The following is a 13,938-nucleotide window of genomic DNA, read 5'->3' on the forward strand; positions in this document are numbered from 1 at the left end:
AACGGTACGTGAGCATGTCCGGCTGCGGAGGTTGTTGGAGCCCCCAGCCTTGGCTGGACCTCCGGGTCGACGGCACCGTGCGCCGTGGTGCTGTGCCCGCCCTCCCCCATTGCCTTAAGGGCATGGGAGGTACCCCCATCGTCTGGGGCACCTCCTGGGGGCCCCAGCGGTAGCTGGGGGAGGAACGATTGCCCACAGCGGTATCGGTCAGTTGCAGCCGCAGGCCGCCAGTGCTGACGCTGCTCTGTCCAGCGTTGACTGGGCCGTCTTCGGGTCTGTCGTGCCTGTCGTCAGGAAAGCGAATGCCAGGAGGCGGCCGTCTGTGTCGACCACTGTGCCTGCGAGGGTGTTCACGCCGGTCAGGGTGCCGGTTTTGGCGCGGACGAGGCCGGTGCCAGGGGCGTCCGCGTCGTCGGCGTAACGGTTGCGCAGTGTGCCGGTGAAGCCTGCGACGGGCAGGCCTGTCAGGACCGGGCGGAGCTCCGCGTGGTCCGGGTCGGCGGCGCGGGCGAGGAGCGCGGTGAGCAGGCTCGCGCTGAGCCTGCCGGCACGGTTCAGGCCACTGCCGTCGGCGAACTGAGCGCCGGACAGGGGGAGTTTCAGCTTCTTCAGCTGCGTACTGATCGCCTTCGCTCCGCCGTCGAAGCTCGCGGGTTCGTCCGTGGCGAGCGCCGTCTGCCGGGCCAGCGCCTCGGCGATGTCGTTGTCGCTGTTCGTCAGCATCCGCTCGACCAGCGCCGCCAGGGTCGGGGACTGCACCGAGGCCAGTGACTCGGCATGGTCCGACGCCTTGGCCGAGGACGGGTCGGGCGTCTCGGTCTTGATGCCGCGGTCGCGCAGCAGCTCCGCGAACGTACCCGCCGCATCCGCCGCCGGATCCCCGCTGCGCGGCGCCGGACCGCTTGCGGAGTCGTCGAGGCGGCCTTCGTCGGCCATCAGCGCGCTGACCGGCGCGATGTTCCAGTTCGGGCCGATGGGGTGCAGCAGCGGCCCCGAGTACAGCGACGTGTCGTAACCGAGGGAGATCTTCTCCACGCCCTTGGCCTTGAGCGCGCGGGCGGTGTCGTCGGCCAGAGTGCGCAGGCTCGCGTTGCCCTCCGCGTCCTTGCGGGCAGTGAGCGTCGGGTCGCCACCGCCGACCAGCACGACTTTCCCGACCTTGTCGGAGCCGGGCTCGACGACCGCCCGCGTCGTGATGCGGTGGTCCGGGCCCGCCGCGGTCAGCACCGCCACAGCCGTCGCGATCTTGGTGGTCGACGCGGGCGTGAGGGCCTCGCCCGCCCCCTTGCCGTACAGCTGCTTGCCCGTGGCGGCGTCGACGACGGCGGCCGTGCGCTGGGCGCCCAGGGAGCCGCTGTTCAGCAGCGGGGCGAGCACCTTGGCGAGTGCGCGCTCATCGGGGACCGGTGCGGAGCCCGTGCCCGTGGGTGCCGCGAGCGCGGCCAGTACGGATGGAGCGCTCGGGGCGGCCGCCGGTGTCTTCCGGGCTCGCGTGTCCTTCCCGTTGCCGTCCTTCCGGGAGGCAGGGCTGCCGTGATCTGTGCCACCCCCGTCCTCCAGTGCGGCGGCCCGGTCCCGCTCGGCCGTACGCTGGCCGGAGTCCCAGGGACCGGCCGCGGCAACCGAGCCGACCGCGAGGGCCAGGCCGACCACGGCCGCGCCCCCCGTGAGCTGCCAGGTTGTGAGTTTCGCGAACCGTACCCCGCACCGCCTCGCGAAGCGCCCAGCCGTCAGCTCTGGCACGAGCACCAGCCCCTTTCGCGATCACACACTTGCGTGAGGGACACTTAATCACTGCGTCTTGCCGCGGGACCGCACCACGGCAGGCCCGGCCACACGTCCGGCCGGGTGTCCGGGGGCCCTGCGGCGGAGCCGTTGACACATACGGCCCCGGGAGGATGCAGCACCACCCGATGTATGTGCATGTATGTGCTGATCATGGAGGAGCCACCGGTGGAGTTCGACGTCACGATCGAGATTCCGAAGGGATCGCGGAACAAGTACGAGGTGGACCACGAGACCGGTCGGATTCGCCTGGACCGTCGGCTCTTCACCTCGACCAGCTACCCGGCGGACTACGGCTTCGTCGAGAACACTCTCGGCGAGGACGGCGACCCGCTGGACGCCCTGGTCATCCTGGACGAGCCGACGTTCCCCGGCTGCCTCATCCAGTGCCGCGCCATCGGCATGTTCCGGATGACGGACGAGGCGGGCGGCGACGACAAGCTGCTGTGCGTCCCGGCGCACGACCCGCGCGTGGAGCACCTGCGTGACATCCACCACGTGTCGGAGTTCGACCGCCTGGAGATCCAGCACTTCTTCGAGGTCTACAAGGACCTGGAGCCCGGCAAGTCGGTCGAGGGTGCCAACTGGGTCGGCCGCACGGACGCCGAGGCCGAGATCGAGCGTTCGTACAAGCGCTTCAAGGAGCAGGGCGGTCACTGACCCCCGCGTTCCCGAACGGGCCGCGTGATCCCTTACGGGACCGCGCGGCCCGTTCGTGCGTCCGCACCCATCCGGGGACGCCCGTAATAGTGCGCATACTAGGGCGTACTGGTTGTGCAGACGAGACGTACGAAAGGCGGGGCAAAGGTTCGTGGCTCACCCCGAGGCGGAGGACCGCAAGCCGCAGTCGGACGAGGCGAGGAGCGCCTTCACACAGCCGATCGGCGTGGTGTCCCAGGCACCGGCGGCCGAGGACGAGTCGCAGACGACGTCCGAGTTCGCCATTCCGGACGGGCTGGCCGCTCCTCCGGCCGCCACGCAGGAGCCGGAGGGCTCGGCGTTCAGCACACCCGACACGTACAGCGTCCGGCACAGCATCCCCACGTTCACACCGCCGTCGGGCATCCCCATGGTCCGGCTGACCAAGGAGGCTCCCTGGCAGGACCGTATGCGCACGATGCTGCGCATGCCGGTAGCCGAGCGCCCGGCGCCGGAACCCGTACAGAAGCACGACGACGAGTCCGGGCCTGCGGTACCGCGTGTGCTGGACCTGACCCTGCGTATCGGCGAACTGCTGCTCGCCGGCGGTGAGGGCGCCGAGGACGTGGAGGCGGCGATGTTCGCCGTCTGCCGCAGTTACGGCCTGGACCGCTGCGAGCCGACCGTCACGTTCACGCAGCTGTCGATCACGCACCAGCCGTCGCTCGTGGACGATCCGGTGACGGCCTCGCGAATCGTCCGCCGCCGGGGCACCGACTACACGCGGCTCGCGGCCGTCTTCCGGCTGGTCGACGACATCAGCGACCCGGACACCGAGATCTCCCTGGAGGAGGCCTACCGACGCCTCGCGGAGATCCGCCGAAACCGGCACCCGTATCCGGGCTGGGCGCTGACCGCGGCGGGCGGCCTTCTCGCGGGTGCCGCGTCGATTCTGGTCGGCGGCGGCTTCATCGTCTTCGTGGCGGCGGCGGTCGGCGCGATGCTGGGCGACAGGCTCGCCTGGCTCTGCGCGGGGCGTGGGCTTCCGGAGTTCTACCAGTTCGTGGTGGCCGCGATGCCACCCGCCGCGATGGGCATCGCCCTGACGCTGGCACACGTCCCGGTGGCGGCCTCCGCGGTGGTCACCGGTGGCCTCTTCGCACTGCTGCCGGGGCGGGCCCTCGTGGCGGGCGTGCAGGACGGGCTGACCGGTTACTACATCACCGCTTCAGCGCGTCTGCTGGAGGTTCTGTACCTGTTCGTCGGCATCGTCACCGGCGTCCTGGTGGTGCTCTACTTCGGCGTGAAGTTCGGCGCCAAGCTCAATCCGGACGTGGCGCTGCTCACCGTCGAGCGCCCGGTGTGGCAGATCGCCGCGTCGATGCTGCTGTCACTCGCCTTCGCGGTGCTTCTCCAGCAGGAACGGTCCACCGTTCTGCTGGTGACGCTCAACGGCGGCGTGGCCTGGGTGGTCTACGGCGCGCTGCACTACGCGGGGGGCCTCTCGCCCGTCGCGTCGACGGCGGTCGCGGCGGGCCTGGTGGGCCTCTTCGGCCAGCTCCTGTCGCGCTACCGGTTCGCGTCCGCGCTGCCGTACGTCACGGCCGCGATCGGCCCCCTGCTGCCCGGTTCTGCCACGTATTTCGGCCTTCTGGCGATCGCTCAGAACAACGTCGACAAGGGCATGGTCTCGCTCACCAAGGCCGCCGCGCTCGCGATGGCCATCGCGATCGGCGTGAACCTGGGGTCCGAGATCTCCCGGCTGTTCCTCCGAGTGCCGGGCGCCACAGCGGAGGGCCGCCGCGCCGCCAAGCGAACCAGAGGTTTCTGAGACCAAGGTCGCATCAGCCATCAATTGAGGAACCACGACGGCGAGCAACCAGGTCCGCGAGAGCGGCGCCGGCTTAGGCGCAAAAAGGGCCGTCAGCGCTTGGCGTGGCGGCCGCGCTCCCGATCCCTGTTCGCCCACGCCGGTGTGGTCTCCGCCCCGGCCGCCGGGGCCTCGGCGGCGAGGCGCTTCTTCTTGGCCCGCTCGCGCAGGTACTCGATGGCGATCGGCACCACGGAGACCAGCACGATCAGGATGAGGATCGCCTCGACGTTCGTCTTGATGAACTCGATCTGACCCAGCCAGTAGCCCGCGACCGTGACGCCGGTGCCCCAGGCGATACCGCCGATGACGTTGTACGTGATGAATGTGCGGTACTTCATACGGCCGGCGCCCGCCACGATCGGGGCGAACGTGCGCACGATCGGCACGAACCGGGCAAGCACGATGGCCTTGGGGCCGTACTTCTCCACGAACTCGTGCGCCTTCTCGAGGTTCTCAGGCTTGAAGACCTTCGAGTTCGGCCGGTTGAAGATCTTCGGTCCGAAGAACTTGCCGATGAGATAGCCGACCTGGTCACCGATGACGGCCGCCAGCACGATCAGGAAGCAGACCAGCCACAGCGGCTCGCTGATGTACTTCCCCTGGGCCACGAGGAGGCCCGCGGTGAACAGGAGCGAGTCACCAGGCAGGAACGCGAAGAGTCCCGACTCGGCGAAGACGATCAGCAGGATGCCCGGCAGGCTGAAGGTCTCGATCAGGTAGTCCGGGCTGAGCCACTCCGGGCCGAGGGCAAGCGTGTTCACGGGTTCCGGGCTCCTGGGGCGTCATGGGACAGTCGGGCGTCCTGGCGGGCGGTCTTGCCGCACAAAGCTACCAACGCGCGGTGACTCCGCCAGGTTCCACCGGCAGCCTCGGGGTGCACTGTGAGCGAACTGGGGCACACCTGTGGTTGCCCCAGTTCGCATAGTCTGCCCGTTACATCCCCTCCGTGCGCCGGGCCGGCAGTCTGCCGGCAGCCCCCGACCCGGTACGGGTCAGGCCTGGCGCCGTGCGGCGTTGGCCAGGATCGCGTCGTGCAGATACCGAGCCGCGTCGGGGCGGAGCTGCTCGTAGTAGCGAGTGAAGCGTTCGTCGGTCACGTAGAGGTCGGCGAGGCCGCAGTGGATCTCGTAGGTGCAGTCGTAGAACCAGCGGACGATCTGCAGCCGGTGCTCCTCTGCAAGGTCCATGGCCCGCTCGCTGTCGGCGGGAGTGCCTTCTGCCATGAGCGAGGCGAGACGGCGGCCCCAATCGACGCTCTCCTCCTTGTATCGCGCCCAGTCCTGCTTCGAGTACGAGGCCGAGCGGCGCTGCGACTCGGCAAAGGGTTCGTTGCCGCCCCAGCGGCGTTCGGCCTCCTCCGCGTACTGGTCGGGATCGTGGTCCCCGAAGACCTCGAACTTCTCCTCGGGCGTGAGATTGATGCCCAACTTCCTCGCCTCCATGGCGTGCTCCACGGCCTCGGCCATCTTCTGCAGCTCGGCGATCCGGGCGGTCAGCAACTCGTGCTGGCGCCGCAGGTGCTCCCGCGGGTCCGCGCCCGGGTCGTCGAGAAGTGCCGCGACCTCCTCGAGCGGAAATCCGAGCTCCCGGTAGAAGAGGATCTGCTGCAGCCGGTCGAGGTCCGCGTCGCTGTACCGGCGGTGGCCGGCGTGACTTCGCTCACTCGGTACGAGCAGCCCGATCTCGTCGTAGTGGTGCAGAGCGCGCACGGTGATCTTCGCGAACCCGGCCACCTGTCCCACGGAGTAGCTCATCGTTCCCGCTCCTTTCTCGGTACGCCTCTCACGATGAGCCCTCACGCGACGTGAGGCGCAAGCCCCATTCCGACGAGCACGGCCACCCGTTGCCGGCAGCGCCGTCCCCCGGTCTGCGACGAACGGCAACTGCCTCTGGTGCGCCGGGGACCGACTCCGGGTTCCCCCCTGGCGGGGACTATTTGCTGAGCGCCCCGAACCTCCGTACCGCCAGCGGGAAGAACACCGCCACCAGCACCAGAGGCCAGGCCACGGCCAGCATTCCCGCATGCTCGGCCGCCCATGACGCCCCCGAGGACCCCGCCGCGCCAGGGCTGCCGAAAAGGTCCCTTACCGCCGTCGCCGTCGCCGACATCGGGTTCCACTCGACCGCCGCGCCCAGCCAGCCGGGCATCGACTCAGGCGTCGCGAACGCGTTGGACAGGAAACCGACCGGCCAGACCAGGATCTGCACTGCCTGCACCATCTCCGGGCGGCCCGCCACCATCGCCAGGTGGATCCCGATCCAGAGCATCGCGAACCTGAGGAGGAGCAGAAGCCCCACGGCCGCCAGAAAGGCGCCGAACGAGGCGTGCGGCCGCCAGCCGATCGCGTAACCGACCCCGATCAGCAGGGCCAGACTCAGCGCCGACTGCAGCATGTCGGCGGCCGAACGGCCGACCAGGACCGCGCCGTTGGTCATCGGCATCGACCGGAACCGGTCGATCACCCCTTTGTTGAGGTCCTGGGTGACGGCCAGCATCGTCGACTCCAGGCCGAACGCCATGGTCAGCGCGAGCATGCCCGGCACCAGGAAGTCGACGTAGTCGCCCTCGACGCCCCGGCCGCCACCGATCAGATAGCCGAACATCAGCAGCAGCATCACCGGGAAGACAAGCCCGACGACGACCTGCACGGGCTGCCGCCCCCAGTGGGCGAGCTCGCGGCGGGTCATGGTCCAGCAGTCGGCGAGCGCCCAGCCCAGTGGCGTGCCCTTCACGCTCGCGTCGACCGTTCCGCTCATGCCGCTCATGCCGCGACTCCCTTCGTGAGGTGCAGGAAGACCTCGTCCAGCGTCGGCCTCCGCACCGCGATGTCCTCCGCTTCGATTCCGGCCTCTTCCAGGGCCCGTACGGTGCCCGTGAGCGCGGCCATGCGGTCGGCGACCGGGGCGCTGAGCAGCCGGCGGTCCGTGTCCACCGAGACGTCGCCCGTCTCCGCCGGCAACAGAGCGACGGCCGCGCCCAGTTGGCCCGCGTCCCTCAGCACCACGTCGATCCGGTCGCCGCCCGTCTTCGACTTCAGCTCGTCCGCCGTGCCGTCCGCGATGACCCGGCCGTGGTCCACCACCGAGATACGGTCGGCGAGCTGGTCGGCCTCTTCGAGGTACTGGGTGGTCAGCAGCACGGTCGTACCGCCGTCGACCAGCGAGCGCACCGCACCCCACACCTCGGCGCGGCCGCGCGGGTCGAGCCCCGTCGTCGGCTCGTCCAGATACAGCACCTCGGGTTCGGTGATCAGCGACGCGGCGAGGTCCAGGCGGCGCCGCATGCCGCCGCTGTACTGCTTGACCGCCTTGCGCCCGGTGTCCGCGAGCCCGAACCGCTCCAGGAGCTCGCCGGCGCGCACGCGCGCGTGGCGCCTGCCCAGGTGGTACAGCCGTCCGAACATCTCGAGGTTCTGCCGACCCCCGAGGTCCTCGTCCAGGGCGGCGTGCTGCCCCAGCAGTCCGATGCGGCGGCGCACCTCGTCGGCACGCGTGCGTACGTCCTGTCCCGCCACTTCGACACGGCCCTCGTCGTGCCGCAGCAGCGTGGCCAGGACCCGCACCAGCGTCGTCTTGCCCGCGCCGTTCGGGCCGAGCACGCCGTGGACGGTGCCGCGTCCGACCGTCAGGTCGAGGCCGTCCAGTGCGCGCTTGTCTCCGTAGTTCTTCCGTACCCCTTCGACGAGGATCGCCGAGTCGGCCACAGAGGCCTCCCTAGATATTAGTCAAACTTGACTACCAGTTTACCAAGCAGGCTAGTACCCGAGCAGTGACTGGTCAAACTTGATTAATCGCACGGATGAACTACGGATGAGCTACCCGCGGCAGCACGCGCCGGAGCGCCGGGAACTACTGGCGGTCTCCCGGATGGGACTCACCCGTCGCATACGGGTTCTCCACACCCTCCGCCAACACGCCCATGAACGGCTCACCCTCGCCCGCGAACGTGTACGCCCCGCCCTTGATGCGCTCGATCAGACCCCGGGTCCACTCGGCCCCCCGGTCCGCCGAGTACACCCAGAAGTTCATGATCTCGCCGATGTGGCCGAGCTGTTCGGGGCCGTCCACCGGGGTGTAGTACTCGGTGACGGACGCGCGCCACTCCTCTATGACGCGCACCCGCTCCTCGAGGAGTTCGAGCGCCTCCTCGCGCTCCAGATCCACCATGAACCCGAGGGCGGCCGACAGGACGTCCGGCTTCTGGTCGTACGCCGTCAGGGCCTCGCGCAGCAGCTTGAGGTATTCCCGGATCCCCTTGTCGGTGATCTCGTACTCGGTGCGCGGCGGGCCGCCGGCCGTGGAGGGCGCGATCTCGTGGGCGAGCAGCAGCCCCTGCTTGGCCATCTGCTTGAGGGCGTGGTAGATCGACCCCGGCTTGGCGTTCGACCACTCGTGGGCGCCCCAGTACTCGAGGTCGTTGCGCACCTGGTACCCATGGGCCCGTCCGTGCTGGCGGACCGCACCGAGCACCAGCAACCGGATCGCCGACATCCCCACGCCCCTCGCTTCCACGCTGGTCAACTTTGACCAGCGTAGCCCTGCTCCACGGCGACCAGCTCGAAGGCCGTCCTGCCGTCGAGCGACTCGCGGATGATGTCGGCGTGTCCGGCGTGCCGGTCCATCTCGCTGATCAGCCGGAGCAGCAGCCAGCGCATGGAGACGCGCTCCTTGGGGAACCAGGGCTGGTCCGGCAGCGCGAACGTGTCGTTCAGACTGGGCACCGCGCGGATGAACTCCTCGGTCTGACCGGCGATCTCCGCCCAGTGCGCGAGCTGCTGCTCGACCGTCTCCTCGCCGACAAGCTGGAAGCACTCGTGCCAGTTCTCCTCGGTGCGATGGACCGGCGGCTCCTCACCCTTGGCCCGGGCCAGCCAGCTCTGCTCGACCTCGGCCACGTGCTTGAGCAGTCCGGACAGCGACAGCTCGCTCGCGCTGGGCTTCTTCGCCGCCTGCTCCTCGGTCAGGCCGAGGAGGGCCCGACGGATGCCACCCCGCGCCTCCTCCAGGAAACCGAGCAGGGCTCCGCGCTCGTCGCCGTGTGCCTCTGCGGAAACGTGCATGACCATGAGGGGCCGCCTTTCGTCGTTGCGTCGCGCTTTGCGTACGTACGACGTTAGGAACCCTTGCGGTCAGCTTCGGTCCGTAACTTCGCGCCGGGCGAAGGAACGTGGACTCTGCGAAAGTACGCAGGATAAGCGAACAGAACGCGGGCTCACTGACGGGACAAGCGAACGGAACACGGGCTCACTGATGGCAATGCGGGTTCAGAGCGGGAACTCGCTCCGCCCGTGCTGCACCGAGATCCACCTCTTCGTGGTGAACGCGTCCACCGTGGACTCGCCGTTCAGCCGCCCCAGCCCCGAGTCCTTCTCGCCACCGAAGGCGACCAGCGGATCGTCGTGCACCGTACCGTCGTTGACGTGGATCATGCCGGTCTCGATGCGCCGTGCGAAGTTCACCGCACGCTCGATGTCGGCGGCGTGCACGGCGCCGCTGAGCCCGTACGGGGTGTCGTTGGCGATACGTATCGCCTCCTCCTCGCTGTCGAACGGGATGAGGAGGGCCACCGGGCCGAAGATCTCCTGGCGCAGCACGGGCGAGTCCTCCGGCAGGCCGGTGAGGACGGTCGGCTCGACCAGGTTGCCCATGGTCCGCCCGCGTACGAGCGCCGTGGCGCCGCCGTCGATCGCCTGGTCGACGAGGGCGGTGAGCGCGTCTGCCTGGAAGGCGTTGATGAGCGGGCCGATGTGGGTGTCCGGATCACGTGGGTCGCCGGTCTTCAGCGCCTTGACCCGGGCGGTGAACTTCTCCGTGAACTCCTGTTCCACGGCGCGGTCGACCAGGATGCGGTTGGCGGCCATGCAGACCTGCCCTGAGTACACGTAGCGGCTGAAGACCGCGGCGTCCACGGCGTAGTCGATGTCCGCGTCGTCGAGGACGACCAGGGCGCTGTTCCCGCTCATCTGGAGGACGACGCGCTTGAGGTGACCGGCGGCCACGGAGGCGATGTGCCGACCCACCTTGTCCGACCCCGCGAACGAGATGACCTTCGCGAGCGGATGCTCGATGAGGGCGTCGCCGATCTCCGCTATGTCGGTGACGATGACGTTCAGGAGCCCGGCCGGCAGGCCCGCGTCCTCGAAGATACGGGCGATGAGTCCGCCGCCGACGACGGGCGTGTTCTGGTTGGGCTTGACGACGACGGCGTTGCCCAGGGCCAACGCCGGCGCGACCGACTTGAGCGTGATCAGGAAGGGGAAGTTGAAGGGGCTGATCACCGTCACGACACCGACCGGCTGCCGGAAGACGCGGCTCTCCTTGCCGGGGACGGGCGAGGGCACGATCTGCGCCTCGGGCCACATCGAGACCTGCACCGCCTCGCGGATGAACTCCTTGGCGAGATGCACCTCGTACCGCGCCTTGGACCAGGTCCCGCCGAGTTCGTCGACGATGGCCTCGACGATCTCGTCCTCGCGGGCCTCGGTGATCCGCAGGGCCTGCTCCAGCACCTGCCGTCTCGCGTAAGGGCCCGCCTCCGCCCAGGACTTCTGGGCCCGCGCGGCCGCACGGAAGGCGTCGTCGACCTCGGAGACGGTCGCCACCGTCAGCGCGGCGAGCTTCTCACCGTTGTACGGATTGAAGTCGATGATGTCCCACGAGCCGCTACCGGTCCGCCACTCGCCGTCGATGTACTGCTGGGCCAGGTCGGTGAAGAAGGACATACGATCCCCAACTGCGAGAGGCAGGCGCCTAATGAGACGTCATCGTACTTGTGTCTTATATGAGTTGGAGCAGTCCTCGGAGAACGTCCCGTGACCGGGCCGGATCCGGACTCTCGCTCTGCAGCCGATCCATGGCCTTTGCGTACTGTGTGACGTCTTCCCGCTTGTCCAGATACAGCGCACTGGTGAGCTGTTCGAGATAGACGACATCGGAGAGATCGGACTCGGGGAAGCTGAGCACCGTGAAGGCACCGCTCTCCCCCGAGTGTCCGCCGAAACTGAAGGGCATCACCTGGAGCTTGACGTTCGCCCGCTCGGACACGTCGATCAGATGCTGGAGTTGTCCGCGCATGACGTCCCTGCTCCCATAGGGCCGTCGCAGCGCGGCCTCGTCCAGTACGACGTGGAAGTCCGGGGCGCGTTCGGACACGAGCAGTTTCTGGCGCTCCAGGCGCAGCGCGACGCGCCGATCGACATCGGCCGGATTCGCGCCCTCCCCCATGCCGCGCTCGACCACCGCGTGCGCATACGCCTCCGTCTGCAGCAGGCCGTGCACGAACTGGACCTCGTAGACACGGATGAGGGAGGCGGCACCCTCCAGACCCACATATGTCTGGAACCAGCCAGGCAGCACGTCCGAGTAACTGTGCCACCAGCCAGCGACGTTGGCCTCTTTCGCCAGAGCGAGGAGCGCGTTGCGCTCGGCCTCGTCCGTGACGCCGTACAGCGTCAGCAGATCCTCCACGTCCCTCGCCTTGAAGCTCACCCGTCCCAACTCCATGCGGCTGATCTTCGATTCGGACGCGCGGATCGAATAGCCGGCCTTCTCGCGCGTGACGCCGCGCGCCTCCCGCAGCTGCCGGAGCTGTGAGCCCAGCAGGATGCGCCGCACCACGGAGCCTCCCCCAGGACTCAACGCCTGGGGAGACCCCCATGACTCGCCTGCGGTCACTTCGTCACCCTTCCCAACGTCTCCAGAGCCCGAAGTCTGCCACTAAAACGCTCCAGCCCGTACTCGTCCGGTTACAGAAATGGAAAGGCTTTCGAGGAGTGACAGAAGTAGAGAGAGGAAGAAATACGCAAGAAGCGGTACTAGAGTGCTCAACTCCGGCGCGTGCACGTGCATCTGCCCTTGCATCTGCCGTACGCATTCGGAACCATGGTCTCGCACCACCGCAGTATCGCCGCGACCGCGAATCCCGGGAGTGCCTCGCATGGGGATGAATGGATCGACCATGCTCGAGCCGTTAAGGCAGGGGCTTCCCCCGATCGACCCCGCAGCCGTCGCCAGCGCGGCGTCCTGCGCACTGCCCGCCCGCTACGAAGCGGTGCGCGAGGCGCGGCAGTTCACCGGTCGAACCCTCAACCAGTGGAACCTGTCGGAAAGATTCGACGACGTCGCACTGGTGGTGTCCGAGCTGGTCACCAACGCACTGCGGCACGCACTGCCGTCCGACACCCCGCGCGACGACGAGCCGCCCGTGCGGCTGCACCTCATGCACTGGACCTCGCGCCTGGTGTGCGCGGTGCGCGATCCCAGCCGCCAGAACCCCGTCGCCCGCGAGACGGAGGAGGACTGCGCGGCCGAGTCGGGCCGCGGTCTTCTTCTCGTGGACTCGTTCGCCGACAGCTGGGGCTGGCATCCCTCCCCAAGCTCTCCATTCGATTCGAGCAGGGCATACCCCAACGCAGGCACGCTGGGCGGCAAGGTGGTCTGGGCGCTGTTCCGCCTGGGGACCGACTAGCCGTACCCGACGGATTCGCGTGTCGGTTGTCTACGCGCGTTGTTACGATGAGTTGCTCCCTGATTGCGGTCAGTTGCCCGCAATCAGATGGTCGAACTCGCCGTCCTTGATCCCCAGCAGCATGGCCTCTATCTCTGCGCGTGTGTAGATGAGCGCGGGACCGTCGGGGAACCGCGAGTTGCGAACGGCCACGTCGCCGCCCGGCAGTTTCGCAAACTCCACGCATGATCCCTGTGAGTTGCTGTGCCGGCTCTTCTGCCAGGCCACCCCGTGAAGCTCTGTGGCCGCCATGCCGTTGTACACGTCGTGCACAGATCGCTCCCCGGTGAGGCTGGGCTGATGACAGCGGTCAACGTTCCGGATCATAGCTGTGTTCACGTGCGGCTGCATGGGCAAATGCACGTGCACGGCGGGTGGTGCTTTGGTTACAGCTGGGGCTGCGTCTGCCCCCGTGGGCGCATTGCATGCGGGAAGGGACCCTTGGCCCCCGACCGTGCGTGGCCCTCGGTCGCATACGTGCTGCACAAGGAAGAGACGTGTGCGGGGGCGTTCTTGTTCCAACGGGCGGGCCGCTGCCGGCCGCGGGGCCGGCCACGCCGCCGCTCCGCGGCGGGTTCTCCCCCACCCGCCCGCAGTTCGTTGACGGCGACCAGCCGTCGGGGGCGCCCGCCCACCATCTGTGCACATGCCGTACACGAGGCACCGTACGTCGTGGGTTGTGCCCACCCTCCCCCAGCTACCGCTGGGAGGTGCCCCCAGCCCTGCGGAACGCCTGCCCACAACGGACAGGAACGGCCTGCCCGCCTGCCCCCACCGGCCGATGGCCGCGTACGTGCCGAAGGGGACGTGCCCCCACCAACAGACGCCGCCGCAGCCCGCGGCAGGTGCGGGCTGCGGCGGCGGCATTCGGCGGCGCCGTCGCTGGGGCTACCGCCCCGAGGTCCCGTACGGCAGCAACGCCATCTCCCGCGCGCTCTTGATCGCGCGGGCCAGCTGCCGCTGCTGCTGCGCGGAAACCCGCGTGACCCGCCGGCTGCGGATCTTGCCTCGGTCGGAGATGAACTTCCGCAGCAGGTCAGTGTCCTTGTAGTCGATGTACGTGACACCGGCCTGGTCCAGCGGATTGGGACGGGACTTGGGGGACTTGGGCCCCCGGTCGCTCTTGCGTCGCATG

Annotated in this window: 14 protein-coding genes; 3 read left to right on the forward strand and 11 right to left on the reverse strand. The window is 68.6% G+C overall.

Going from position 1 to position 13,938, the window contains the following annotated elements; all coding sequences use genetic code 11:
- Window positions 1-207: 207 nt before the first annotated feature.
- Window positions 208-1,743: a D-alanyl-D-alanine carboxypeptidase/D-alanyl-D-alanine endopeptidase gene (dacB, locus tag H1D24_RS04025; protein WP_374064139.1), complete on the reverse strand. Its 1,536-nt coding sequence runs from the start codon at window positions 1,741-1,743 to the stop codon at window positions 208-210.
- Between the two features lie 210 nt (window positions 1,744-1,953).
- On the opposite strand from dacB, the gene H1D24_RS04030 reads away from it, so the two are divergent.
- A complete protein-coding gene (locus H1D24_RS04030; RefSeq protein ID WP_003991985.1) occupies window positions 1,954-2,445 on the forward strand; it encodes an inorganic diphosphatase in 492 nt (163 codons plus the stop codon).
- Window positions 2,446-2,596: 151 nt separating this feature from the next.
- Window positions 2,597-4,255: a threonine/serine exporter family protein gene (locus H1D24_RS04035; protein WP_181655972.1), complete on the forward strand. Its 1,659-nt coding sequence runs from the start codon at window positions 2,597-2,599 to the stop codon at window positions 4,253-4,255.
- A gap of 92 nt (window positions 4,256-4,347) precedes the next feature.
- Here H1D24_RS04035 and H1D24_RS04040 read toward each other — a convergent pair whose 3' ends face one another.
- The 8 genes from H1D24_RS04040 to H1D24_RS04075 form a co-directional block, all read right to left on the reverse strand.
- Window positions 4,348-5,058 (reverse strand): DedA family protein, encoded by a 711-nt coding sequence (locus H1D24_RS04040; protein ID WP_181655973.1) that lies wholly within the window; start codon window positions 5,056-5,058, stop codon window positions 4,348-4,350.
- A gap of 231 nt (window positions 5,059-5,289) precedes the next feature.
- A complete protein-coding gene (locus tag H1D24_RS04045; RefSeq protein ID WP_181655974.1) occupies window positions 5,290-6,051 on the reverse strand; it encodes a MerR family transcriptional regulator in 762 nt (253 codons plus the stop codon).
- Window positions 6,052-6,229: 178 nt separating this feature from the next.
- Window positions 6,230-7,063 (reverse strand): ABC transporter permease, encoded by an 834-nt coding sequence (locus H1D24_RS04050; RefSeq protein WP_181655975.1) that lies wholly within the window; start codon window positions 7,061-7,063, stop codon window positions 6,230-6,232.
- Complete coding sequence (locus H1D24_RS04055) at window positions 7,060-8,001, reverse strand: ATP-binding cassette domain-containing protein (protein ID WP_181655976.1); 942 nt, start codon at window positions 7,999-8,001, stop codon at window positions 7,060-7,062. Before H1D24_RS04055 ends, H1D24_RS04050 begins: the two co-directional genes overlap by 4 nt.
- 145 nt (window positions 8,002-8,146) lie before the next feature.
- Window positions 8,147-8,788, reverse strand: a complete 642-nt coding sequence (locus H1D24_RS04060; protein ID WP_181656385.1) for a PadR family transcriptional regulator — start codon at window positions 8,786-8,788, stop codon at window positions 8,147-8,149.
- Between the two features lie 26 nt (window positions 8,789-8,814).
- On the reverse strand, window positions 8,815-9,363 hold the full coding sequence (locus tag H1D24_RS04065) for a DinB family protein (protein ID WP_181655977.1): 549 nt from the start codon (window positions 9,361-9,363) through the stop codon (window positions 8,815-8,817).
- 198 nt (window positions 9,364-9,561) lie between these two features.
- A complete protein-coding gene (locus tag H1D24_RS04070) occupies window positions 9,562-11,019 on the reverse strand; it encodes an aldehyde dehydrogenase family protein (RefSeq protein ID WP_181655978.1) in 1,458 nt (485 codons plus the stop codon).
- 55 nt (window positions 11,020-11,074) lie between these two features.
- The gene (locus tag H1D24_RS04075) at window positions 11,075-11,971 is read right to left on the reverse strand and encodes a Sco1979 family transcriptional regulator (RefSeq protein WP_374064140.1); all 897 of its coding nucleotides are present in this window, start codon (window positions 11,969-11,971) and stop codon (window positions 11,075-11,077) included.
- A gap of 262 nt (window positions 11,972-12,233) precedes the next feature.
- Here H1D24_RS04075 and H1D24_RS04080 point away from each other — a divergent pair, with 262 nt between their 5' ends.
- Entirely contained in the window at window positions 12,234-12,764 is a 531-nt protein-coding gene (locus H1D24_RS04080) for an ATP-binding protein (protein WP_181655979.1), read from the forward strand.
- A 69-nt stretch (window positions 12,765-12,833) separates the two neighbouring features.
- On the opposite strand, the gene H1D24_RS04085 is transcribed toward H1D24_RS04080, so the two are convergent.
- Window positions 12,834-13,055 carry a DUF397 domain-containing protein gene (locus tag H1D24_RS04085; RefSeq protein ID WP_181656387.1) on the reverse strand — a complete coding sequence of 74 codons (222 nt, stop codon included), beginning with the start codon at window positions 13,053-13,055 and terminating at the stop codon, window positions 12,834-12,836.
- Between the two features lie 636 nt (window positions 13,056-13,691).
- Complete coding sequence (gene rpsR / locus H1D24_RS04090; protein WP_181655980.1) at window positions 13,692-13,937, reverse strand: 30S ribosomal protein S18; 246 nt, start codon at window positions 13,935-13,937, stop codon at window positions 13,692-13,694.
- Between the last annotated feature and the right edge of the window lies 1 nt (window position 13,938).

It is taken from the genome of Streptomyces himalayensis subsp. himalayensis (assembly GCF_013778455.1).
Taxonomy (GTDB): domain Bacteria; phylum Actinomycetota; class Actinomycetes; order Streptomycetales; family Streptomycetaceae; genus Streptomyces; species Streptomyces himalayensis.

Bases quoted from the DNA above. Each gene is read 5' to 3' on its own strand.
- H1D24_RS04070 (WP_181655978.1), bottom strand. From the start codon at position 11,019: ATGTCCTTCTTCACCGACCTGGCCCAGCAGTACATCGACGGCGAGTGG.
- H1D24_RS04080 (WP_181655979.1), top strand. From the start codon at position 12,234: ATGGGGATGAATGGATCGACCATGCTCGAGCCGTTAAGGCAGGGGCTT.
- H1D24_RS04060 (WP_181656385.1), bottom strand. From the start codon at position 8,788: ATGTCGGCGATCCGGTTGCTGGTGCTCGGTGCGGTCCGCCAGCACGGA.
- H1D24_RS04050 (WP_181655975.1), bottom strand. From the start codon at position 7,063: ATGAGCGGCATGAGCGGAACGGTCGACGCGAGCGTGAAGGGCACGCCA.
- H1D24_RS04065 (WP_181655977.1), bottom strand. From the start codon at position 9,363: ATGGTCATGCACGTTTCCGCAGAGGCACACGGCGACGAGCGCGGAGCC.
- H1D24_RS04045 (WP_181655974.1), bottom strand. From the start codon at position 6,051: ATGAGCTACTCCGTGGGACAGGTGGCCGGGTTCGCGAAGATCACCGTG.
- rpsR (WP_181655980.1), bottom strand. From the start codon at position 13,937: ATGCGACGCAAGAGCGACCGGGGGCCCAAGTCCCCCAAGTCCCGTCCC.
- H1D24_RS04085 (WP_181656387.1), bottom strand. From the start codon at position 13,055: ATGGCGGCCACAGAGCTTCACGGGGTGGCCTGGCAGAAGAGCCGGCAC.